Origin of the sequence: Streptomyces sp. NRRL WC-3626, from assembly GCF_000718785.1 — a bacterium.
Taxonomy (GTDB): Bacteria; Actinomycetota; Actinomycetes; order Streptomycetales; family Streptomycetaceae; genus Streptomyces; species Streptomyces edwardsiae.
This window is the reverse complement of sequence record NZ_JOCA01000015.1, coordinates 137,005-157,205: the sequence shown is the minus strand read 5'-3', so window position 1 is coordinate 157,205 and position 20,201 is coordinate 137,005. Positions and strand designations below refer to the sequence as shown.

General features: G+C 70.5%; 19 protein-coding genes. 7 read left to right on the top strand and 12 right to left on the bottom strand.

The genetic code is table 11. From position 1 onward, the window contains the following. Positions 1–146 precede the first annotated feature (146 nt). The 4 genes from IF28_RS0123045 to IF28_RS37990 all read left to right on the top strand — a co-directional run bounded on the left by IF28_RS0123045 (position 147) and on the right by IF28_RS37990 (position 3,468). The gene (locus IF28_RS0123045) at positions 147–1,094 is read left to right on the top strand and encodes an NlpC/P60 family protein (protein WP_394818143.1); all 948 of its coding nucleotides are present in this window, start codon (positions 147–149) and stop codon (positions 1,092–1,094) included. Between the two features lie 213 nt (positions 1,095–1,307). Beyond that, a complete protein-coding gene (locus tag IF28_RS0123040) occupies positions 1,308–2,012 on the top strand; it encodes a phosphatase PAP2 family protein (protein WP_030223629.1) in 705 nt (234 codons plus the stop codon). A 376-nt stretch (positions 2,013–2,388) separates the two neighbouring features. After that, the gene (locus tag IF28_RS0123035; protein WP_030223627.1) at positions 2,389–3,201 is read left to right on the top strand and encodes a hypothetical protein; all 813 of its coding nucleotides are present in this window, start codon (positions 2,389–2,391) and stop codon (positions 3,199–3,201) included. Positions 3,202–3,282: 81 nt separating this feature from the next. Further along, entirely contained in the window at positions 3,283–3,468 is a 186-nt protein-coding gene (locus IF28_RS37990; RefSeq protein ID WP_078621354.1) for a hypothetical protein, read from the top strand. 14 nt (positions 3,469–3,482) lie between these two features. Here IF28_RS37990 and IF28_RS0123025 read toward each other — a convergent pair whose 3' ends face one another. After that, entirely contained in the window at positions 3,483–3,815 is a 333-nt protein-coding gene (locus IF28_RS0123025; protein ID WP_037893801.1) for a metal-sensitive transcriptional regulator, read from the bottom strand. A gap of 239 nt (positions 3,816–4,054) precedes the next feature. Between IF28_RS0123025 and IF28_RS0123020 the strand changes: the two genes are divergently transcribed. Further along, positions 4,055–4,675, top strand: a complete 621-nt coding sequence (locus IF28_RS0123020) for a DUF47 domain-containing protein (protein WP_030223622.1) — start codon at positions 4,055–4,057, stop codon at positions 4,673–4,675. A 7-nt stretch (positions 4,676–4,682) separates the two neighbouring features. After that, complete coding sequence (gene pitH, locus IF28_RS0123015) at positions 4,683–5,681, top strand: low-affinity phosphate transporter PitH (protein WP_030223620.1); 999 nt, start codon at positions 4,683–4,685, stop codon at positions 5,679–5,681. Between the two features lie 388 nt (positions 5,682–6,069). On the opposite strand, the gene pstB is transcribed toward pitH, so the two are convergent. The 11 genes from pstB to mshD form a co-directional block, all read right to left on the bottom strand. Continuing rightward, positions 6,070–6,846, bottom strand: a complete 777-nt coding sequence (pstB, locus tag IF28_RS0123010; RefSeq protein ID WP_030223617.1) for a phosphate ABC transporter ATP-binding protein PstB — start codon at positions 6,844–6,846, stop codon at positions 6,070–6,072. 64 nt (positions 6,847–6,910) lie between these two features. Then, positions 6,911–7,963: a phosphate ABC transporter permease PstA gene (gene pstA / locus IF28_RS0123005; RefSeq protein WP_030223615.1), complete on the bottom strand. Its 1,053-nt coding sequence runs from the start codon at positions 7,961–7,963 to the stop codon at positions 6,911–6,913. Then, positions 7,960–8,964: a phosphate ABC transporter permease subunit PstC gene (gene pstC / locus IF28_RS0123000; protein WP_030223613.1), complete on the bottom strand. Its 1,005-nt coding sequence runs from the start codon at positions 8,962–8,964 to the stop codon at positions 7,960–7,962. The genes pstA and pstC overlap by 4 nt, the downstream gene beginning before the upstream one ends. Positions 8,965–9,096: 132 nt before the next feature. Next, a complete protein-coding gene (gene pstS / locus IF28_RS0122995; RefSeq protein WP_030223611.1) occupies positions 9,097–10,224 on the bottom strand; it encodes a phosphate ABC transporter substrate-binding protein PstS in 1,128 nt (375 codons plus the stop codon). A gap of 230 nt (positions 10,225–10,454) precedes the next feature. After that, complete coding sequence (locus IF28_RS0122990; protein ID WP_078621352.1) at positions 10,455–10,949, bottom strand: NUDIX hydrolase; 495 nt, start codon at positions 10,947–10,949, stop codon at positions 10,455–10,457. Further along, entirely contained in the window at positions 10,882–12,087 is a 1,206-nt protein-coding gene (locus IF28_RS0122985; protein WP_030223607.1) for a CHAD domain-containing protein, read from the bottom strand. The genes IF28_RS0122990 and IF28_RS0122985 overlap by 68 nt, the downstream gene beginning before the upstream one ends. After that, the gene (locus tag IF28_RS0122980) at positions 12,068–14,302 is read right to left on the bottom strand and encodes an RNA degradosome polyphosphate kinase (RefSeq protein WP_030223603.1); all 2,235 of its coding nucleotides are present in this window, start codon (positions 14,300–14,302) and stop codon (positions 12,068–12,070) included. Before IF28_RS0122980 ends, IF28_RS0122985 begins: the two co-directional genes overlap by 20 nt. 565 nt (positions 14,303–14,867) lie before the next feature. Further along, the gene (locus tag IF28_RS0122975; protein WP_030223601.1) at positions 14,868–15,875 is read right to left on the bottom strand and encodes a hypothetical protein; all 1,008 of its coding nucleotides are present in this window, start codon (positions 15,873–15,875) and stop codon (positions 14,868–14,870) included. Continuing rightward, positions 15,872–16,753, bottom strand: coding sequence for an ABC transporter ATP-binding protein (locus IF28_RS0122970; protein ID WP_030223599.1), 882 nt, complete (start codon positions 16,751–16,753; stop codon positions 15,872–15,874). Before IF28_RS0122970 ends, IF28_RS0122975 begins: the two co-directional genes overlap by 4 nt. Further along, positions 16,750–17,157 carry a GntR family transcriptional regulator gene (locus IF28_RS0122965; protein ID WP_030223597.1) on the bottom strand — a complete coding sequence of 136 codons (408 nt, stop codon included), beginning with the start codon at positions 17,155–17,157 and terminating at the stop codon, positions 16,750–16,752. The genes IF28_RS0122970 and IF28_RS0122965 overlap by 4 nt, the downstream gene beginning before the upstream one ends. Positions 17,158–17,293: 136 nt before the next feature. Then, the gene (gene mshD, locus IF28_RS0122960) at positions 17,294–18,220 is read right to left on the bottom strand and encodes a mycothiol synthase (protein ID WP_030223595.1); all 927 of its coding nucleotides are present in this window, start codon (positions 18,218–18,220) and stop codon (positions 17,294–17,296) included. A 147-nt stretch (positions 18,221–18,367) separates the two neighbouring features. Here mshD and IF28_RS0122955 point away from each other — a divergent pair, with 147 nt between their 5' ends. After that, positions 18,368–20,194 carry a bifunctional metallophosphatase/5'-nucleotidase gene (locus IF28_RS0122955; protein WP_030223593.1) on the top strand — a complete coding sequence of 609 codons (1,827 nt, stop codon included), beginning with the start codon at positions 18,368–18,370 and terminating at the stop codon, positions 20,192–20,194. Positions 20,195–20,201 lie beyond the last annotated feature (7 nt).

Genomic DNA, 20,201 nt, shown 5'->3' with positions numbered 1-20,201 from the left:
AATGTCACGCGTGATCATGCCGAAGAGGGGTCGCCGCCCCTACACTGACGTGCGGCGGGGGACTGCCGTACGGCGAGGGGCGGTTGACGGTGCGTAAGGCGTGGGTCGCGGCGGGGATCGCCGTCAGTTCCGGGCTCGCCTTCGTGATGCTGCTCGTCGTCGGGGTCTACGTCATCGCCGGGAACCTCGCCAACGGGGTCGCCGGCGGGACGTCCAAGTCGCTGGCCAAGGGGAGCGTGCCCGCCGCGTACCAGGCGCTCGTACAGAAGTGGGGCAACTCCTGCCCTGCCATCAACCCGGCGCTGCTCGCCGCGCAGCTCTACCAGGAGAGCGGGTTCAACCCGAAGGCGCAGAGTCACGCGGCGGCGCAGGGCATCGCCCAGTTCATCCCCGGTACGTGGGCCACCCACGGGATCGACGGGGACGGGGACGGGGACCGCGACGTATGGGACCCGGCGGACGCGATCCCGTCGGCGGCGATGTACGACTGCTCGCTGGCGTCCTATGTGAAGGACGTCGGCGGGAATCTGACCGAAAACATGCTGGCCTCGTACAACGCCGGGGCGTACGCGGTGATCAAGTACGGAGGCGTCCCGCCGTACGAGGAGACCCAGAACTACGTCAAGCGGATCCGGGCGCTGGAGGAGAGCTTCGCCGCGCCCGTGGGGCGGGTGGATCCTTCGAAGCAGGCTGCGGGGGCGATCTCGTACGCGCAGTCGAAGCTGGGGACGTTGTATCTGTGGGGCGGTAACGGTACGCCTGAGCAGGGCGGACGGTTCGACTGCTCGGGGTTGACCAAGGCCGCGTACGAGAGTGTCGGGATCACGCTGCCGCGTGTGGCGAACGATCAGTACAACGCGGGGCCGCATCCCAGCCGGGACGAACTGCTTCCGGGCGATCTGGTGTTCTTCTCGGACGACCTCACCAATTCCCGCGCGATCCGGCATGTGGGCATTTATGTCGGAGGCGGGTACATGATCGACGCGCCCCGGACCAATGCGGTGATCCGATTCGACCCGATCGACACTCCTGACTACTTTGGTGCCACACGCGTCACCGAAGATGGCGCGAAAGCGCTCCCCACCACTGTGTGAGCGGAGCGTCAACCGCCCCCCTGAGCTGCGGAGATGCGTCTCTCTTCGATAACGTCTGCGTGATCATTCGGTGGAGTGTGGAACGTATCAATGGGGACCGTGCGTTCCTGTTGTCGTAGCCGAGCGAAAGAGCGGATCTACAAACCACGGGGGTGGCAGGAGAGGCGTGCGAACGGTGCGCCGGAACATATATGACGAAGGGGCCGCAGCGACATGGCTGGACTCGCCGATTCCGGGTCGAACCCCGACGTCGACCTGCTGTACGACATCAATGGCCTGGCGAAGGCCGCGCCGCCGTGGCTGGACCACCTCATGGAGTTCGTGGGGGAGTTCGGGCTGCTGTTCGCCCTGATCGGGCTGCTGGTGTGGTGCTGGTGGGGTGTCAGGCGGCGGGGCGGCGAGGAGGCCGCGCCGGCGGTGGCGGCCCTGGTGTGGGCCCCGCTCGCCGCGGGCGTCGCCGTGCTGGTGAATGTGCCGATCCGGGGGTTCGTGGAGAGGCGGCGGCCGTTCCTCGACCATGAGGGGCTCGAGGTTCTGGTCGACGGAAAGAACGATTACTCGTTCGTGAGTGATCACGCGACGCTGTGCATGGCGTTGGCGGTGGGGCTGTTCCTGGTCAACCGGCGGTTGGGGCTGGTCGGGCTGGTGCTGGGGCTGTTGGGCGGGTTCATCCGGGTGTACATGGGTGTGCACTATCCGACTGACGTCGTGGGTGGGCTGGCGCTCGGGACCGCGGTGGCGTTGCTGCTGTCGCCGCTGGCCATGGCCTTGCTGACGCCGTTGATGCGGGCGGTGGAGCGGTCGCCTCGGGGTGGGTGGCTGGTGTCCGCCCGGCCTCGGGTCTCGCGGGGGCGGGTCGCGTCGGGGGATGCGCGGCAGGGGTCGGCGGGGGCGGAGAAGCGGGACCTCGCGGCGTAGCCGTCGCTCTCCGCGGGCCTCCCGCTGACGCCGGGCTGTGTCACGCCCCCCCCGTTCAGCCCACACCTCGGTGACTGGTGGACGGGGGTGGGTGTGCGCTCGCCCCGCTGGAGGGGGTGCCGCTGCGCCCACCCGTGCCGCCCCAGCGGCACGATTGCCCGCAGCTGTGCCCGCAGCTAGGCGGGGGTGGTGTGGGATTGGGCGTCTTTTCTGGCCTGGCTTCTGGCTCGGCGGGCCGGGCCTCGCCAGCCGCAGGTGCAGTGGGCCGTGCAGAAGGGGCCCTGTTCGGTGGTGGTCGTCGTGTGGGGTGGAGGGTCGTCCTCTTGGGGCACGTCGACCACGGTAACGCGGGCCATTACCGGTCGTTAACCCTGACATGGCTCGGATGCGCGGCGTGATGGCTGGATTCGGGGTGCTGTGCTGCCTCGGGGGCTGTGGGAGCAGTGGTGCCGCGACCGCGGGGGCGCCTGCCGGGGATCCGGTGCGGGTGTTGCGGGAGGCCGCCGACGCGCTCGTCGCCGCCGGGAGTTCCAAGGCGACCACCTCCCTGGAGATGGCGACCGGCGGGACCCGGGTCACCATCCGGGGCGAAGGTGTCTACGACTACCGGAGGCGGCTCGGACGGCTGAAGGTGATGCTGCCGCAGGACCCGGCGGGCGGGACCGTACGGCGGCCCATCACCGAACTGCTCGCTCCCGGTGCGCTGTTCATGAAGAACCGGGGGGCCGGCGTGCCCGCCGACAAGTGGGTACGGGTGGACACGGGGACGCTGTCCGACGGGAACCTCGTCACCGGCGGGGCCACCGATCCGTACGCCGCCGCCGAGGTGCTGCGCGGGACCCGGTCGGCGACGTTCGTCGGGCGGACCGAGGTCGCCGGGGCGAAGGTGCGCCACTACCGGGGGACCGCCGATCTGCGGGAGGCCTCGCGGGAGGCGTCCGGCGCCAACCAGGAGTCGCTCGGCGCGGCGGCGACCGGCTTCGCCACCGCGCGGGTGCCGTTCGACGTCTACCTCGACGACGACGGGCGGATCCGCAAGCTCCGGCACCGGTTCAGCTTCGTCAACGGCCGACAGGAGGAGCCCGTCGCGGTCGCCTCGACCACGCTGCTGTACGACTTCGGGGTCGCCGCCGACGTACGGCTGCCGCACGGCGACGACATCTACGCGGGGCGGATCGCCGAGGAGTGACCGGCCTGAACTAGCCCTTCCGTGCCATGCGCGGTGTGTAGGGCGCTCCCTACTCTAGGAAGTCGGTGACGACAGAGTGAGGTGAGGCGCGTGGCACCGCTCGGCGGTGGGACGGTTCCGGTTCAGGACCACGTGGCGCTCGCCGAGATCGAACTCTGCGGCGAGCTGATCATCGCCGCCTCCAATGCCGAGGACCGGCTCAGCCTGGAGAGCATCGACGAGGTGCTCAGGGTGGCCGAGACGCGGGACGGGCCCGCCGGCGGCTGAGGCGGGCAGGGCGGTCAGGTGCGGAGCATGCGGGCGATGGCCTGCGTCGCTTCCTTGACCTTCGCGTCGATCTCGTCGCCGCCCTTGACGGCCGCGTCCGCGACGCAGTGGCGCAGGTGCTCCTCCAGCAGTTGCAGCGCGAACGACTGCAGCGCCTTCGTGGAGGCGGACACCTGGGTGAGTATGTCGATGCAGTACACGTCCTCGTCGACCATCCGCTGCAGGCCGCGGATCTGGCCCTCGATACGGCGCAGCCGTTTGAGGTGCTCCTGCTTCTGGTGGTGGTACCCGTGGATGCCGCGGTCGTGGTCGGTCACGATGGCCGCGGCATCTGTGGTGTCCGTCATCGCGTCCTCCTGGTGCACTGGCGGGCGACATATACCCCTGGTGGGTATATGGTACCGAACTTTGCTGGGTATAGGCCTCTTGGCCGACGGCAGGTGCTACGGCCGGAAACAGGCCTCGGACCGCCCCCGTACTCATCACTCTGTCCTATGGGCGACACTGGTGAGCGGCCCGTTAGCTGTGACCGGGTGATGCGCCTAGCATCAGCCTGACCGAAACCGATGCATACCGAGGACCCCACGTGCGCTTTCGTCTGACCCCCAGGGAGACGAGCTTCTACGACATGTTCGCCGCGTCCGCGGACAACATCGTCACGGGCTCGAAGCTCCTGATGGAACTGCTCGGGGCGGACCCCTCCGCCCGGGCCGAGATCGCAGAGCGTATGCGGGCCGCGGAACACGCAGGTGACGACGCCACGCATGCGATCTTCCACCAGTTGAACTCCTCGTTCATCACGCCGTTCGACCGTGAGGACATCTACTCCCTCGCGTCGTCCCTCGACGACATCATGGACTTCATGGAGGAGGCCGTCGACCTCGTCGTCCTCTACAACATCGAGGAACTGCCCAAAGGCGTCGAGCAGCAGATCGAGGTCCTGGCGCGCGCGGCCGAGCTCACCGCGGAGGCCATGCCGCACCTGCGCACGATGGAGAACCTCACCGAGTACTGGATCGAGGTCAACCGGCTGGAGAACCAGGCCGACCAGATCCACCGCAAGCTGCTCGCCCACCTCTTCAACGGCAAGTACGACGCGATCGAGGTACTGAAGCTCAAGCAGGTCGTGGACGTGCTCGAGGAAGCGGCCGACGCCTTCGAGCACGTGGCGAACACGGTGGAGACCATCGCCGTCAAGGAGTCCTGAGCCTTTCATGGACACCCTTGCTCTGGTCGTGACCATTGGCGTCGCGCTCTTCTTCACGTACACGAACGGTTTCCACGACTCCGCCAACGCGATCGCCACGTCCGTGTCGACGCGGGCGCTCACGCCACGGGCGGCGCTGGCGATGGCGGCCGTGATGAACCTCGCCGGCGCGTTCATGGGGTCCGGGGTCGCCAAGACCGTCAGCGAGGGGGTGATCCAGACGCCCGAGGGGTCGAAGGGGATGGGGATCCTCTTCGCCGCGCTGGTCGGGGCGATCGTCTGGAACCTCATCACCTGGTACTTCGGGTTGCCGTCCTCGTCGTCGCACGCGCTGTTCGGGGGCATGGTCGGGGCGGCGCTCGCCGGCGGGACGACCGTTTACTGGCACGGAGTGGTCGACAAGATCGTCATTCCGATGTTCGTGTCGCCGATCGTGGGTTTGCTGGCCGGTTATCTGGTGATGACGGCCATCCTGTGGATGTTCCGGCGGGCCAATCCGCACAAGGCGAAGCGCGGGTTCCGGATCGCGCAGACCGTTTCCGCGGCGGGGATGGCGCTGGGGCATGGTCTGCAGGACGCGCAGAAGACCATGGGCATCGTGGTGATGGCGCTGGTCATCGCGGATGTCGAGGAATACGGCGATCCGATTCCGGTGTGGGTGAAGATCGCTTGTGCGTTGATGCTGTCCGCGGGGACGTATGCGGGGGGCTGGCGGATCATGCGGACGTTGGGGCGGAAGATCATTGAGCTTGATCCGCCTCAGGGGTTCGCGGCGGAGACGACGGGGGCGTCGATCATGTTCGGGTCGGCGTTCCTGTTCCACGCGCCGATTTCCACGACGCATGTGATCACGTCGGCGATCATGGGTGTGGGGGCGACGAAGCGGGTCAACGCCGTGCGGTGGGGGGTTGCCAAGAACATCGTTCTCGGCTGGTTCATCACGATGCCGGCTGCGGCGGTGGTGGCGGCGCTGTCGTTCGGGCTGGTCAATCTGATCGTGCTGTAGCTGGTGGGCGGGGCCGGCTCTCTGCCCTCCGCCCAGCCGCGGGCAGTCGTGCCGCAGGGCGGCACGGGTGGGCGCGACGGCACCCCGTTGGCGCCGGGCCGCGCTCCGCCCCCCGCTCAGCCGACACCCCGGGTGCCTGCCCGCACCGGGGGTGGGTGTGCGCTCGCCCCGCTGGAGGGGGTGCCGCTGCGCCCACCCGTGCCGCCCCAGCGGCACGACTGCCCGCAGCTACGCGGGCGATGGTGGTGCGGGTGGCCGCAGCTGTGGGGGCGATGGTGGCGCGGGTGTGCGTCGGTGGGTGGGAAGTAGAAGGGCCCGCCCCCCTGGGGGGCGGGCCCTTGCGGCCTCGCGGTGGCACCGCCATGCAGCACCGCGAGGGGTATGAGGGTCAGCCGAAGCGGCCGGAGATGTAGTCCTCCGTGGCCTGGACCGACGGGTTGGAGAAGATCCGCTCCGTGTCGTCGAGCTCGATCAGCTTGCCGGGCTGGCCGACGGCCGCCAGGTTGAAGAAGGCCGTACGGTCGGAGACCCGCGCCGCCTGCTGCATGTTGTGCGTCACGATGACGATCGTGAAGCGCTCCTTCAGCTCACCGATCAGGTCCTCGATCGCGAGCGTGGAGATCGGGTCCAGGGCCGAGCAGGGCTCGTCCATGAGCAGGACCTTCGGCTCCACCGCGATCGCCCTCGCGATGCACAGACGCTGCTGCTGACCACCGGACAGGCCCGAGCCGGGCTTGTTGAGGCGGTCCTTCACCTCGTTCCAGAGGTTCGCGCCCCTGAGGGACTTCTCGACGACGTCGTCCAGCTGGGACTTCTTGTACTTGCCGTTCAGCCGCAGCCCCGCCGCCACGTTGTCGTACACCGACATCGTGGGGAACGGGTTCGGGCGCTGGAAGACCATGCCGATCTCACGCCGTACCGCCACCGGGTCGATGCCGGCGCCGTACAGGTTCTCGTCGTCCAGCATGACCTTGCCGTCGACACGGCCGCCGGGCGTGACCTCGTGCATGCGGTTGAGCGTGCGCAGGAAGGTGGACTTGCCGCAGCCGGACGGGCCGATGAAGGCCGTCACGGAGCGGGGCTCGACGGTCATCGAGATGTCCTCGATGGCCAGGAAGGAGCCGTAGTAGGCGTTGAGGCCGCTGACGTCGATGCGCTTGGCCATGGTGATCACTTCTTTCGAGTAGGGGAGGCCTTAGCGACCGGCCGCGCGGCGGAGCCGCAGATTGTCACCGCGGGGCCTTCCAGCGGGCGATGCCGCGGGCCACGAGGTTGAGGATCATGATGAACGCGATGAGCGTCAGGGCAGCCGCCCAGGCTCGGTCGAACGCCGCGCCGGAGCCACCGCTGTTGGCCCACTGCAGGTAGATGTACATCGGCAGTGATTCCTGCGGGTCCTGGAACGGGTTGGCGTTGATGAAGTCCGTACCCCAGACCAGGAGCAGCACGGGCGCCGTCTCACCGGTGATGCGGGCGATCGCGAGCATCACGCCCGTGATGATGCCGCCGACCGACGTCGGCAGGACCACCTTCAGGATCGTGCGCCACTTCGGCACGCCGAGCGCCAGGGACGCCTCGCGCAGCTCGTTCGGGACGAGCTTGAGCATCTCCTCCGTGGAGCGGACCACGACGGGGATCATCAGGATCGACAGGGCCAGCGAACCGGCGAAGCCGGACGGGCCCATCTTCAGGATGAGGACCCACAGGCTCAGGATGAACAGACCCGCGACGATCGACGGGATGCCCGTCATCACGTCGACGAAGAACGTGACGGCCTTGGCGAGCTTGCCGCGCCCGTACTCGACCAGGTAGATCGCGGTCAGCACACCGATCGGCACGGAGACCAGGGTGGCGAGGCCGACCTGCTCCAGGGTGCCGAGGATGGCGTGGTAGATGCCGCCGCCGGGCTCGGCGTCGGCGACCACGCCCATCGAGTGGGTGAGGAAGTAGCCGTCGAGGACCTTCACACCGCGCTCGGCCGTCTCCCACAGCAGGGAGGCGAGCGGTATCACGGCCAGCAGGAAGGCGACCCAGACCAGGCTGGTCGCGGTGCGGTCCTTGGCCTGGCGGCTGCCCTCGATCTTCGAGGAGAGTGCGTAGGAGCCGACGACGAAGAGGACCGCGGCGATCAGCGCCCACTGGATGTCGCTGTCCAGGCCGGCCGCGGCGCTGATGCCGTAGCCGAGGACGAGGGAGGCGGCGGCGACCGCCCAGGCGAACCACTTGGGCAGGGTCGCGCCGCGCAGCGAGTCGCGCTTGGGGGAAAGGGTTGCGTGGCTCATGCGTTGGCCCCCGAGTACTCCTTGCGGCGGGCGATGATCAGACGGGCGCCGCCGTTGACCAGCAGCGTGATCACGAAGAGCACCATGCCGGAGGCGATCAGCGCGTCCTGGCCCATCACGGTGGCCTCGTTGAACTTGCTGGCGATGTTCTGGGCGAACGTGCCGCCGCCCGGGTCGAGCAGGCTGGCGGTGATGTCGAAGGACGGCGAGAGCACCATGGCCACGGCCATCGTCTCGCCGAGCGCGCGGCCGAGGCCCAGCATCGACGCGGAGATGACCCCGGAGCGGCCGAACGGCAGCACCGACATGCGGATGACCTCCCAGCGCGTGGCGCCGAGGGCCAGGGCCGCCTCCTCGTGCATCCGCGGGACCTGGCGGAACACCTCGCGGCTGACGTTGGTGATGATCGGGAGGATCATCAGGGCGAGCAGGATGCCGACGGTGAGCAGCGAGCGGGCCGGCCCGCCGTCCCAGGCGAACAGGCCGGTCCAGCCGAGGTAGTCGTCGAGCCAGCCGTAGAGGCCGTCCATGTGCGGCACCAGGACGAGGGCGCCCCACAGGCCGTACACGATGGACGGGACGGCGGCGAGCAGGTCGATCACGTACGCGATGAGGCCGCCGAGACGGCGCGGCGCGTAGTGCGTGATGAACAGGGCGATGCCGACCGAGATCGGTACGGCGATGGCCATGGCGATGACCGACGACACGATGGTGCCGAAGGCCAGGACCGCGATGCCGAACTCCGGCGGGAGACCCGTCGGGTTCCACTCGAACGACGTGAAGAAGTTGGCCTCGTCCTTGCTGATGGCCAGCGACGCGCGGTACGTCAGGAAGGACGCGATCGCGGCCATGAGGACGAGGACGAAGATGCCGGATCCGCGGGAGAGCCCGAGGAAGATCCGGTCACCGGGGCGGGTGGCACCACGCCCGGTGCCCTTGTCGGCGGGCGCGGCGGGTCCGGGTGCGGGGGGAGCGGTTGTCTGCTGTGTGGTGGTGTCCATCGGGTTCTCCGGTCTGCGGAGCCGCCGGGTCGGGCGGCTCGGTCGGAGCCGTCCGGACGGCCGGGGGCTCCTGTTGGCGGTGCACCGGACGGTGCGGCCCACCCCCGTCCGGGGATGGGCCGCACACTCGGGTCAGGCGAGGCTCGAGATGGTCTCGCGGACCTTGGTGATGATCTCGGCGGGCATCGGGGCGTAGCCGGCGTCCGCCAGCAGGCCCTGGCCGTCCTCCGAGGCGATGTAGTTCAGGAAGGACTTGGTGGCCGGCAGGGTGTCGGCCTTGTTGCCCTTGTCGCAGACGATCTCGTACGTGACGAGGACCAGCGGGTAGGCGCCGTCGGCCTGCGGGGTGTAGTCCAGCTCCAGCGCGAGGTCCTTGCCCGTGCCGACGACCTTCGCGGCGCCGATGGCGGCGGTGGCGTTGTCGACGGTGGCCTTGACCGGCTCGGCGGCCTCGGTCTTGATGTCGACCGTCTTCACGCCGTCCTTGGCGTAGGACAGCTCGAAGTACGAGATGGAGCCGGCGGTCTGCTTGACCTGCTGGGCGAGGCCGGAGGAGCCCTGCGCGGACTGGCCGCCCTTGGCCTCCCAGGACTTGCCGCCCTCGTACTTCCAGTCGTCGGGCGCGGCGGCCTTGAGGTACTTGGTGAAGTTGTCCGTGGTGCCGGACTCGTCCGAGCGGTGGAACGCCTGGATCTTCAGGTCGGGAAGCTTCGCGTCGGGGTTGAGCTTCGCGATCGCCTCGTCGTTCCAGTTGGTGATCTTGTTGTCGAAGATCTGGGCGAGGGTCGGGGCGTCCAGGACCAGGGTGTCGACGCCGGTGACGTTGAAGCCGATCGCGATCGGGCCGCCGACCATCGGCAGGTCGATGCCCTGACCGCCGGAGCAGATCTTCTTCGAGGCCTCGATCTCCTCGGGCTTCAGCGCGGAGTCCGAACCGGCGAACGCGGTCTGGCCCTGGGTGAAGGCCGTGATGCCGGCGCCCGAACCGGTCGGGTTGTAGTTGATCTGTACGCCCTTGCAGGCGGCGACATACTGCGCGACCCAAGCGTCGATCGCGTTCTTCTGAGCGGAGGAGCCGGAGGCCTGGAGCTGACCCTTGGCGTCGTCGCACTTGACGTTGCCGGCCTGCGCGCTGGCGGACGCGTCGCCGCCGTTGCCGTTGCCGGTGTCGTCGGAGCCGCACGCCGTGAGGGCCAGGGCGCCGGAGACGGCGAGAGCACCGAGAGCGAGGGCCCGCCGGTTCTTGCGCTGAAGCTTCACTTGAGTTCCTTCCAGTGGCCGCCGTCCTGAATTCGGCGGCGTGCGAAGTGTGGGTGACACGGTCACCCGGTTCTTCGGGCGATCCGCATCGCGTAAGGCCGAAATTAGGCAGAACAGGTGAAGCAGCCGATTGGCGTACATGAACGGCGGGTGAACCCCTGTGGACGGTGCGGTGAGGTCACGGAACGCTCACGTCGAGGACACGGGGAGATACCGGGTGGGAACGGGACTCACGGGGCCGGGCGGAAGGATTCGAGCAGGGCGTCCACGAGGTCGGCGTCCCGGGGTTCGGTGAGGCGGCGGCGGGCGGCGTCCGGCGGCAGCCAGAGGATCCGGTCGACCTCGTCGTTCGGGGCGAACGTGCCGGAGACGGCCTCGGCCGCCCAGTAGCGGACCCGCTTGGGGCGGCCGTTCGCCAGATAGCGCGTGCTGGGCAGCTCGGCGGCGGGGGCGGCCGAGTGGCCGGTCTCCTCGGCGACCTCGCGCAGGGCGCCGGCCAGCGGGTCCTCGCCGCGCTTCAGCTTGCCCTTGGGCCAGGACCAGTCGTCGTACTTGGGGCGATGGACCAGGCAGAGCTCCAGGGCGCCGGTCACGGGGGAGCGGCGCCACAGAACACAGCCGGCGGCCTGGATGGTGAGGGTGGTCACCGGGGGCCTCCTATAACGCGCCGAGGGCTTCCTTCTGCCAGGAGCGCTGGAACGCGTACCGTGCGGCCTCCACCTCATGCCGCTGATCGGCGTGGAGCACGCCCAGCGCGTACGCCGTGGCCGGGGCGATCCGCGGGGTGCGGGCCGCCTGCGCGGCGGCGGCCGCGGCCTCGGAGGCGTCGCGGTGCCGGTCCAGTGCCTCGCCGGCGGCGAGGAGGCTCTTCGCCGGGGCGGCGGTGTGGCAGACCTCGAGGGCGTAGCGGTGCAGGCGCAGCAGCAGGCGGACCTGGTGCCAGGGGGCGTCCTGGGGGTGGGGGGCGGGGTCCGGGGAGAGGCCGTGGATCAGGGCCTCGGCGTTGTACGGGCTGCCTGCGGTGAGGAGGGGGAGCGCGGCTACGGCGTCGGCGAGGCGGGTGCGGGCCGCGTTCGCGAGGGGGCGGAGGTCGGTGGTGGTGGCCGAGGGGGAGAGGGGGACCTCGCTGGCCAGTACGGCGACCTTGTCCGCGACTGCGTGGAAGCGGGAGGAACCCAGTGCCTGGAGGGCGGTGGAGTGGGCTCGGGTTCTTGCCAGGGTGAGCTGGCGGTCCAGGAGGGCGCCGGCCTTGGCCGCGCCCACGGTGAGGTTGCCTCGGTCGGGGGCGGGGATGACGGTGCGGTTGCCGTTGGCGGAGGTGCCGGGATCGGTGGGGGGTGGGATGACGCTCGCCCCGCTGGAGGGGGTGCTGCCTGCGCCCACCCGTGCCGCCCCAGCGGCACGACTGCCCGCAGGCTGCGGGGGTGGGATGGCCCCAGCGGCACGACTGCCCGCAGGCTGCGGGGGTGGGATGGCCCCAGCGGCACGGGTGGGCGCAGGCTGCGGGGGCTGCGGGGGGCCTGAGAGGCGGTGGAGGGTGAGGAGGAGTTGGTCGAGGCGGGTCGCGTAGGCGTGTTCCTGGGCCAGGGTGCCGGAGACCCAGGCCAGTTCCGGGCGCATCGACTCCGACCAGTCACGGTCCAGCACCGGCTGGAACGTGTGCAGGCTGGCGCTGATGCGGCGGGCCGCGCGGCGCAGCGCGCGGGCCGCCTCGACGGAGTCCTCCGACGCGGCCGCGCCCGCACCCGTCTCCCGGTGCAGGCGCAGCGCGCGGAGGAACTCGGTCGCCCGGGCCCGCAGATAGCCGGCCAGGGCGTCCGCCGGTACGGGACCGGCCGTCGGATCAAGGTGTCGCTGTGCCACGCCGGCGCCTCCGGGCGTCTATGAGCATCTCCTGGACGTTGCGCAGGGGCTGGCCGTCCGTGTCCGTCGCGTGCCGGGTCCACTCGCCGTCCGCGGCGAGGTGCCAGGACTGGGTGGTGTCCGACATACCGGTCTCCAGCAGCCGGTTCAGAGCCGCCCGGTGGGCCGGGTCGGTGACCCGTACCAGCGCCTCTATCCGGCGGTCGAGGTTGCGGTGCATCATGTCCGCGCTGCCGAACCACACCTCGGGCTCGCCGCCGTTGCCGAAGGCGAACACACGCGAGTGTTCGAGGAAGCGGCCGAGGACGGACCGTACCCGTACGTTCTCCGACAGGCCCGCCACGCCCGGCCGTATCGCGCAGATGCCGCGCACCCAGATGTCCACCGGGACGCCGGCCTGCGACGCGCGGTAGCAGGCGTCGATGACGGCCTCGTCGACCATCGAGTTGACCTTGATGCGGACGTACGCGGGACGTCCGGCGCGGTGGTGCTGGGCCTCCTTGTCGATGCGGGAGACCAGGCCGTCCCGCAGGGACTTGGGGGCGACGAGCAGGCGCCGGTAGGTCTCGCGGCGGGAGTAGCCGGAGAGCCGGTTGAACAGGTCGGAGAGGTCCGCGCCGACCTGCGGGTCGGCGGTGAGCAGTCCGAGGTCCTCGTAGAGGCGGGCCGTCTTCGGGTGGTAGTTGCCGGTGCCGACATGGCTGTAACGCCGTAGTGTCTCGCCCTCCTGACGGACCACCAGCGACAGCTTGCAGTGGGTCTTCAGACCGACCAGGCCGTATACGACGTGGCAGCCGGCCTCCTCCAGCTTGCGCGCCCACTTGATGTTCGCGTGCTCGTCGAAGCGCGCCTTGATCTCGACCAGGACCAGCACCTGCTTGCCGGCCTCGGCGGCGTCGATCAGCGCGTCGACTATGGGGGAGTCGCCCGATGTGCGGTACAGCGTCTGCTTGATGGCCAGCACGTCGGGGTCCTCGGCCGCCTGCTGCAGGAACGCCTGCACCGACGTGGAGAACGAGTCGTACGGGTGGTGCAGCAGCACGTCCCGGCTGCGCAGGGCGGCGAAGACGTCGGGCTGGGACGCCGTCTCGACCTCCGCCAGGTCGCGGTGGGTGCCGGCGATGAACTTCGGGTACTTCAGCTCGGGCCGGTCCAGGCCGTGGATGCGGAACAGACCGGTGAGGTCGAGCGGACCCGGCAGCGGGTACACCTCGGCCTCGCCGACCTTCAGCTCGCGCACCAGCAGGTCCAGTACCTCGCGGTCGATGGACTCCTCGACCTCCAGGCGTACCGGCGGCCCGAAGCGGCGCCGCATGAGCTCCTTCTCCAGCGCCTGGAGCAGGTTCTCCGCGTCGTCCTCCTCGACCTCGAGGTCCTCGTTGCGGGTGAGCCGGAAGGCGTGGTGCTGCAGCACCTCCATGCCCGGGAACAGCTCCTCCAGGTGCGCGGCGATGACGTCCTCGATGGGGACGTACCGGCCGGGGGAGCTCTCCAGGAAGCGGGACAGCAGCGGCGGCACCTTCACCCGGGCGAAGTGCTTGTGCCCGGTGACGGGGTTGCGTACGACCACGGCCAGGTTCAGGGAGAGGCCGGAGATGTACGGGAAGGGGTGCGCGGGGTCGACCGCGAGGGGGGTGAGGACCGGGAAGATCTGGTGCCGGAAGAGGGTGAACAGGCGGGCCTGTTCCTTCTCCGTCAGCTCGCTCCAGCGGACCAGGTGGATGCCCTCCTCCGCGAGTGCGGGGGCGACGTCCTCGTGGTAGCAGGCGGCGTGCCGGGCCATCAGCTCGCGCGAGCGGGCCCAGATCATCTCCAGCACCTCGCGCGGCTGGAGACCGGAGGCGGAGCGGGTGGCGACACCGGTGGCGATACGGCGCTTCAGGCCGGCCACCCGGACCATGAAGAACTCGTCCAGGTTGCTGGCGAAGATCGCGAGGAAGTTGGCGCGCTCCAGCAGCGGGGTGGCGGGGTCCTCGGCGAGTTCGAGGACGCGTTCGTTGAACGCGAGCCAGCTGCGTTCCCGGTCGAGGAAGCGGCCCTGCGGGAGCGGGGTGGCGCCGTCGGCGGCCGACTCCTCGTAGCCGTCGAGGTCCGCGTCGATGTCGGGTTCCAGGTCGGAGACCACTCCGGCCACGGTGTGCGGCCGGTGGGCGGCGATGGAGCCCACGGAGGGCTGCGGGTGCTGTACCTGTGCCTGGGCGTTGGGCTGGCTCATGCCCCCATTGTTCCGCGCCATGGGCGTCACGGGCGCGTCGGAATTTCCGGGTGGGAGCGGTGGTGGCCCTGAGGCGGCCCCGTTCCTCCCGTTCACCCTTCGGGGCGGCGAAGGCTCTGGCGCGGCGGGATGCATTGGCCGAGCGTCGCAAGCCTGTCTGAATCAACGGTTACGACGACATGACTCCTGGGCTATCGCCCGACGACCCCCGGGTATGTCACGGCTGTGGGGGCGTGCCCGGGAGTCGTCGGGGGTCGGGGTGGGTTGTGCTGCTCGGCGCCGACGAGGTGCCTCCCCCAGAGGGGGGTACCCCCAGCGGCCATCCCGGCCCCGCGCCCCCTACGCCGGGGGGCCGGGGTGCGGGGTGGCTGCGCTTGCCCCGCTGGAGGGGGTGCCGCCTGCGCCCACCCGTGCCGCCCCAGCGGCACGACTGCCCGCAGGCTGTGGTGGCGGGTGTGCCGTCTGGTGGCGCGACTGCCCGCGGGCTGTGGTGGTGGGTGTGCCGTCCTGGCGGCGGTCGTGCCCGCGGGCTGCGGTGGTCGTGCCCGCCGGCTTGCCGTGCTCCTCAGGCGGAGACCCTGCTCGTGCGGCGGCGTAGCAGTGCGAACGCGGTGGCGATCGCCGCCGCCGCGACCGCTACCAGCAGGCCCGAGGCGACCAGTTGGAGGGGCCAGTAGTGGCTTGCGGGGTGGAAGTCCCGGTAGTAGTTCACCGCGCCGATGTCGTCCAGGGACGCCCGGCAGCCGGACATCCCGCCGTTGACGCAGGGCGCCGCAAGCCGGTCGCCGTCGGCGGTCAGGACGCCCTCCTCCACCGCGATGCCCGCGCCCAACGGCCCGTCTCCCAGGGCGCTGACGCTGGTCACCGGAGACCACAGGTACGGCAGGGCGGTGTGCACGAGGGCCCACAGCACCCCCACCGCCGCCGCGGCCGTGGCGAGCGCGGCCATGGCGCGGCGCAGCACGAGCCCCGCGAGGACGCCGACGGCCAGTCCGGTCAGGGCGAGGGCCACCGGGACGGTGCCGTTGGCGTAGAAGGTGGGGGTGTCGTCCCAGAGCTTGGTGGTGTCGATACGGTGCTCCCCCGCCGTCCACGCCCTGCGGTGCAGCCAGGCCGTCAGACCGGTCGCCGTGACGGTCAGCGCGGCCGGGAAGGCGAGCCGGGAGACCAGCCAGCGGGCCGGGGAGACGCCCTGGGTCCAGGCGAGGCGGACCGTGCCGGACTCCAGCTCGCGGCCGGTCAGTGAGCCGCCGGCCCAGGCGGCGACCAGGAACGGCACGACGAGCACGGCGAACGTCGTGTAGTTGTACAGGTCCTTGTAGAGCAGGATCGAGTCCTGGTCGTAGGAGCAGCGCGGGGTGAACCCGCAGGCGTTGTACTCCTTCCAGGCGGCGGCCGCGGCGTCGGTGAGCGGGCCGCCGAGCCACAGCAGTGCCGCGCCGAGCAGCAGGGTGAGCGCCGTGCCGGTGATCAGGGCCGGGCGGTGCAGCCGCAGCAGCCAGCGCAGCTGGCGGGGCGCGGGGGCGGGGCGGCCGGTGGCGGACGGGGCCGGGGCGGTCAGGGTGGCGGTCATGCGGCGGCCTCCGTGGTGGGGTGCGCGGCGAGGGCCTCGGGGTTGCGGAGATAGGACAGGACGAGGTCCTCGAGGGACGGCGGGCCGGTGCGCCAGTCGGCGGGCAGTGGGCCCGCCGGGCGGACGAGCGCGCTGAGCTGGCGTCCGGCGGTGCGGGACTCGACGACGTCGTGCGGTGCCAGGTCCGTGTCCGCGGGGACGGAGACCCGGGTGTGCGCGGCCAGCAGATCGTCGATCTCGCCGGCCAGGCGGACCCGGCCGCCGCCGATCAGCAGCAGATGGTCGCAGGAGTCCTCCAGTTCGGCGACGACGTGCGAGGACATCACGATCGTCGTGCCGTGTTCGGCGGCCTGCCCCATCAGTACGCCCATCAGCTCGTGCCGGGCCAGCGGGTCGAGGTCGGCCATCGGCTCGTCCAGGAGCAGCAGCTCGGGCCGCTTGGCGAGGGCGAGCGCGAGGGCCACGCGGGTGCGCTGGCCGCCGGAGAGGGCGCGGATCCGTTTGCGCGGGTCCAGGTCGCCGCCGGCCACGATCCGCTCGGCGGTGTCCGCGTCCCAGCGGCCGGGGTTGAGGTCGGCGCCCATGCGCAGCGTCTCGGCGATGCTGAGCTGCGGATACAGCGGCTTGTCCTGGTCGACGAAACCGATCCGGGAACGGGCCGACGCCGGGTCGGTGCCGAGGACGGCGATCGTGCCCTCGGTGTGGGCGTGCAGCCCGGCGGTGATCGCGAGAAGGGTGGACTTGCCCGCGCCGTTGGGGCCGACGACGGCGCAGACACGGCCGGCGGGCAGCCGGAAGGAGCAGTCGCGCAGCGCCCAGGCGGCGCGCCGCCCGAAGCGCTTGCCGAGCGCGTCTGCCTCGATGGCCGGGACGGTCATGAAGGGTCTCCCTCGGGGATCTTCGGATGGACGGGGTAGTGCGTTTCGAGTACGGCGGTGAAGAGCGCGGCGACGTCCTCCCGCTCCAGACCGCTCTCCCGGGCCCGCGCCGCCCACTGCTCCAGCTCCGCGCGCAGCGGGGAGTCGGCGGGGGCGGCGCCCAGGGAACGCCGTACGAAGGTGCCGAGACCGCGTCGGGCCTCCACCAGGCCCTCGCGCTCCAGCTCGCGGTAGGCCTTCAGCACGGTGTTGGGGTTCACGGCGGTGGCCTCGACGACCTCACGGGCCGTGGGCAGCTTGTCGCCGGGCTCCAGCAGGCCCAGACGCAGGGCCTGTTTGGTCTGCTGCACGATCTGGACGTAGGTGGCCACGCCGCTGTGCCGGTCGATGCGGTAGTCGACCACTCGAGCACCACCCTTTCACTAATTGAGTAGTGAAAGGGTGGTGCAAGGGTGCCAGGAAAGTCAAACGCGGAGGCGGGCGGCACCCCGGCACACGCCGGAGGCCGCCCGCCCCGCGGATTCGGTCACCGGGACCGGTTCACGTCTCCGTCCGGTACATCAGGTCCGTCTCGTGGGTGACGAAGCCCAGACGTTCGTAGACCGCCACCGCCGCCTTGTTGTCGGCGTCGACGTAGAGCATCGCCGTCGGCAGGCCCTGTGCCGCCAGGTGCCGCAGCCCGATCGTGGTGAGGGACTTGCCGAGGCCGCCGCCCTGCGCACCCGGGCTCACCCCGAGGACGTACACCTCGCCCAGCCGTTCCGCCGCGTGCACCTTGGTCCAGTGGAAGCCGACGAGGCGGCCGTCCCGCTCGGCGAGGAAGAAGCCCTCGGGGTCGAACCAGGCCTCGGCCTCGCGGTCGTCGAGGTCGCGCTGGGTGAGCGAGCCCTGCTCGGGATGGTGGGCGAAGGCGGCGGCGTTCAGCGCGAGCCACGCGGTGTCGTCCTCGCCGGGCACGAACGTGCGCACGGTCACGCCCTCCGGCAGCACCGGGTCGGGCAGCTCAAGGCCCTCCAACGGCCGCCGCATCTGCCGCAGTTCCCGGAACAGGGTCAGCCCGAGGACCTGCGCGAGATGCCGGGCGGCGGAGTGGCCGCCGTGCGCCCACACCCGCAGCCGCTTCCCGGAGGCGGCGAGCAGCGCCGAACCGAGCGCCCGGCCGTGTCCGTTGCCCCGGTGCGAGGGGTGCACGACCAGCTCTGCGGCGGGCGGCTCCACCGGGTCCGTGTCCTCCAGCTGGGCGTATCCGACGAGTTCGTCGCCGACGGAGAGCAGCAGATGCGAGACCCCGTCCCGTTTCCCGCCGCGCAGCTGCAGCCGGCCCTGCTCGGACACCGCCTGCTGTCCGTCGGTCCGGGCGGCGTCGGCGAGCAGGGCGAGCACCGCCCCGGTCTGCTCGGGCTCGAGTACGGCATACGTCTCGAGCGAACGGGGGCGGCCGGGCCGTGCGAAGTCGTCGCTGGTCATGCGTATGAGCGTAAAGGGGACGGGCGCAAAACGGACGGCAACGGTGTCAGCGAAAGATAAACCAGGCCGTAACCTCGAAGCCCCTGTCGCGCTACGCGCGTTGACCCTAGGCTGCGCCGGTACCCACTCGGACCCTCAGGGGGGCGCATGCCAGCCACATCCCCGGCGCACCACCAGCGCCGCAGACGCCGTACGAACCGTCTTCTCGCGACCGCCGCCGGTGTGCTCACCGTGGGCGCGCTGGCCGCCGCCACCCTGCCCGGGTCGGCGAGCGCCGGCGAGAACCACGGCGGCAAGGGCACCTCGCACGGCCACCACGGCCGCTACCAGGACGTGCAGTTGCTGTCCTTCAACGACCTGCACGGCAACCTGGAGCCGCCGTCCGGCTCCTCCGGCCGGGTCACCGAACTCCAGCCCGACGGCACGACGAAGACCATCGACGCGGGCGGTGTGGAGTACCTCGCCACCCATCTGCGCGAGGCGCGCGAGGGCAACCGCTACTCCGTCACCGCCGCCGGCGGCGACATGGTGGGCGCGTCCCCGCTCATCTCGGGGCTCTTCCACGACGAGCCCACGATCGAGGCGCTGAACAAGCTCGACCTCGACGTGACGAGCGTCGGCAACCACGAGTTCGACGAGGGTGCGAAGGAACTCGGCCGCCTGCAGAACGGCGGCTGCCACCCGACCGGGGGCTGCTACACCGACAAGCGGTTCAAGGGCGCCGACTTCCCGTACCTGGCGGCGAACGTCCTGGACGAGAAGACGAAGAAGCCCATCCTCAAGCCGTACTGGGTGTGGAAGAAGCAGGGCGTCAAGGTCGGCTTCATCGGCGTGACCCTGGAGGGCACCCCGGACATCGTCTCCGCCGAGGGCGTGAAGGGCCTCGCCTTCAAGGACGAGGTCGAGACGATCAACAAGTACGCCAAGGAGCTCCAGCGCCAGGGCGTGAAGTCGATCGTCGCGCTGATCCACGAGGGCGGCTTCCCGGCCTCGTCGTCGTACAACTACGACTGCGACGCCCCGGGCGCCGGCGACGGCATCTCCGGCCCGATCGCGGACATCGCGAAGAACGTCTCGCCGCAGGTGGACGCGCTGGTCACCGGCCACACCCACAACGCGTACGTGTGCACCATCCCCGACCCGGCGGGCAAGCCCCGTATGGTCACCTCGGCCGCGTCCTTCGGCCGCCTCTACACCGACACCACGCTGACCTACGACCGCGCGACGGGCGACATCGCCCGTACGGCCGTGAAGTCCGCGAACCACGTGGTGAGCCGGGACGTCCCCAAGGCGCCCGACATGACCCGCCTGATCGAGAAGTGGAACACCCTCGCCGCGCCCATCGGCAACCGCCCGATCGGCTACATCTCCGGCGACATCGTGAAGGACGGCACCGAGTCCCCGCTCGGTGACCTCATCGCCGACGCGCAGCTGGAGTACGGCCGCACGCTGGACGCGGAGACCGACCTGGCGCTGATGAACCCCGGCGGCATCCGCGCCTCCCTCACCCACGCGGCGAGCGGGGCGGAGGGCGACGGCGTGGTGACCTTCGCCGAGGGCTTCACCGTCCAGCCGTTCGCCAACACGGTCAACCTCCAGGACTTCACCGGCGCACAGCTCATCCAGGTACTGAAGGAGCAGGTCAGCGGCCCGAACGAGGCCGCACCGAAGATCCTCCAGATCTCCTCGGGCCTGACGTACACCCTGGACCTGACGAAGACGGGCGCGGACCGTGTCGTCACGGACTCCATCGAGCTGAACGGCTCGCCCGTCGACCCGTCCGCCACCTACCGCGTCGCGACGAACAGCTTCCTCGCGGGCGGCGGCGACGGCTTCCCGACCCTGGGACAGGGCACGAACGACCTGGTCGGCGACGACGACCTGGCGGCCCTGGAGCAGTACCTGACGGCCAACTCGACCCCCACGGCCCCGATCGCCCCGCCGAAGGCGGACCGCGTCACGATCGTGCGGTAGGCCGACG

What these genes read in the sequence shown, in the direction of transcription:
- IF28_RS0122970 (WP_030223599.1), bottom strand. Translation starts at nt 16,753, where the DNA reads ATGACCGTCCCGGCCATCGAGGCAGACGCGCTCGGCAAGCGCTTCGGG.
- pitH (WP_030223620.1), top strand. Translation starts at nt 4,683, where the DNA reads ATGGACACCCTTGCTCTGGTCGTGACCATTGGCGTCGCGCTCTTCTTC.
- IF28_RS0123040 (WP_030223629.1), top strand. Translation starts at nt 1,308, where the DNA reads ATGGCTGGACTCGCCGATTCCGGGTCGAACCCCGACGTCGACCTGCTG.
- IF28_RS0123045 (WP_394818143.1), top strand. Translation starts at nt 147, where the DNA reads ATGCTGCTCGTCGTCGGGGTCTACGTCATCGCCGGGAACCTCGCCAAC.
- IF28_RS0123025 (WP_037893801.1), bottom strand. Translation starts at nt 3,815, where the DNA reads ATGACGGACACCACAGATGCCGCGGCCATCGTGACCGACCACGACCGC.
- pstA (WP_030223615.1), bottom strand. Translation starts at nt 7,963, where the DNA reads ATGAGCCACGCAACCCTTTCCCCCAAGCGCGACTCGCTGCGCGGCGCG.
- IF28_RS0122975 (WP_030223601.1), bottom strand. Translation starts at nt 15,875, where the DNA reads ATGACCGCCACCCTGACCGCCCCGGCCCCGTCCGCCACCGGCCGCCCC.
- pstB (WP_030223617.1), bottom strand. Translation starts at nt 6,846, where the DNA reads ATGGCCAAGCGCATCGACGTCAGCGGCCTCAACGCCTACTACGGCTCC.
- IF28_RS0123035 (WP_030223627.1), top strand. Translation starts at nt 2,389, where the DNA reads ATGGCTCGGATGCGCGGCGTGATGGCTGGATTCGGGGTGCTGTGCTGC.
- IF28_RS0122955 (WP_030223593.1), top strand. Translation starts at nt 18,368, where the DNA reads ATGCCAGCCACATCCCCGGCGCACCACCAGCGCCGCAGACGCCGTACG.
- IF28_RS0122990 (WP_078621352.1), bottom strand. Translation starts at nt 10,949, where the DNA reads ATGAGGTGGAGGCCGCACGGTACGCGTTCCAGCGCTCCTGGCAGAAGG.
- pstC (WP_030223613.1), bottom strand. Translation starts at nt 8,964, where the DNA reads ATGGACACCACCACACAGCAGACAACCGCTCCCCCCGCACCCGGACCC.
- IF28_RS0122980 (WP_030223603.1), bottom strand. Translation starts at nt 14,302, where the DNA reads ATGAGCCAGCCCAACGCCCAGGCACAGGTACAGCACCCGCAGCCCTCC.
- mshD (WP_030223595.1), bottom strand. Translation starts at nt 18,220, where the DNA reads ATGACCAGCGACGACTTCGCACGGCCCGGCCGCCCCCGTTCGCTCGAG.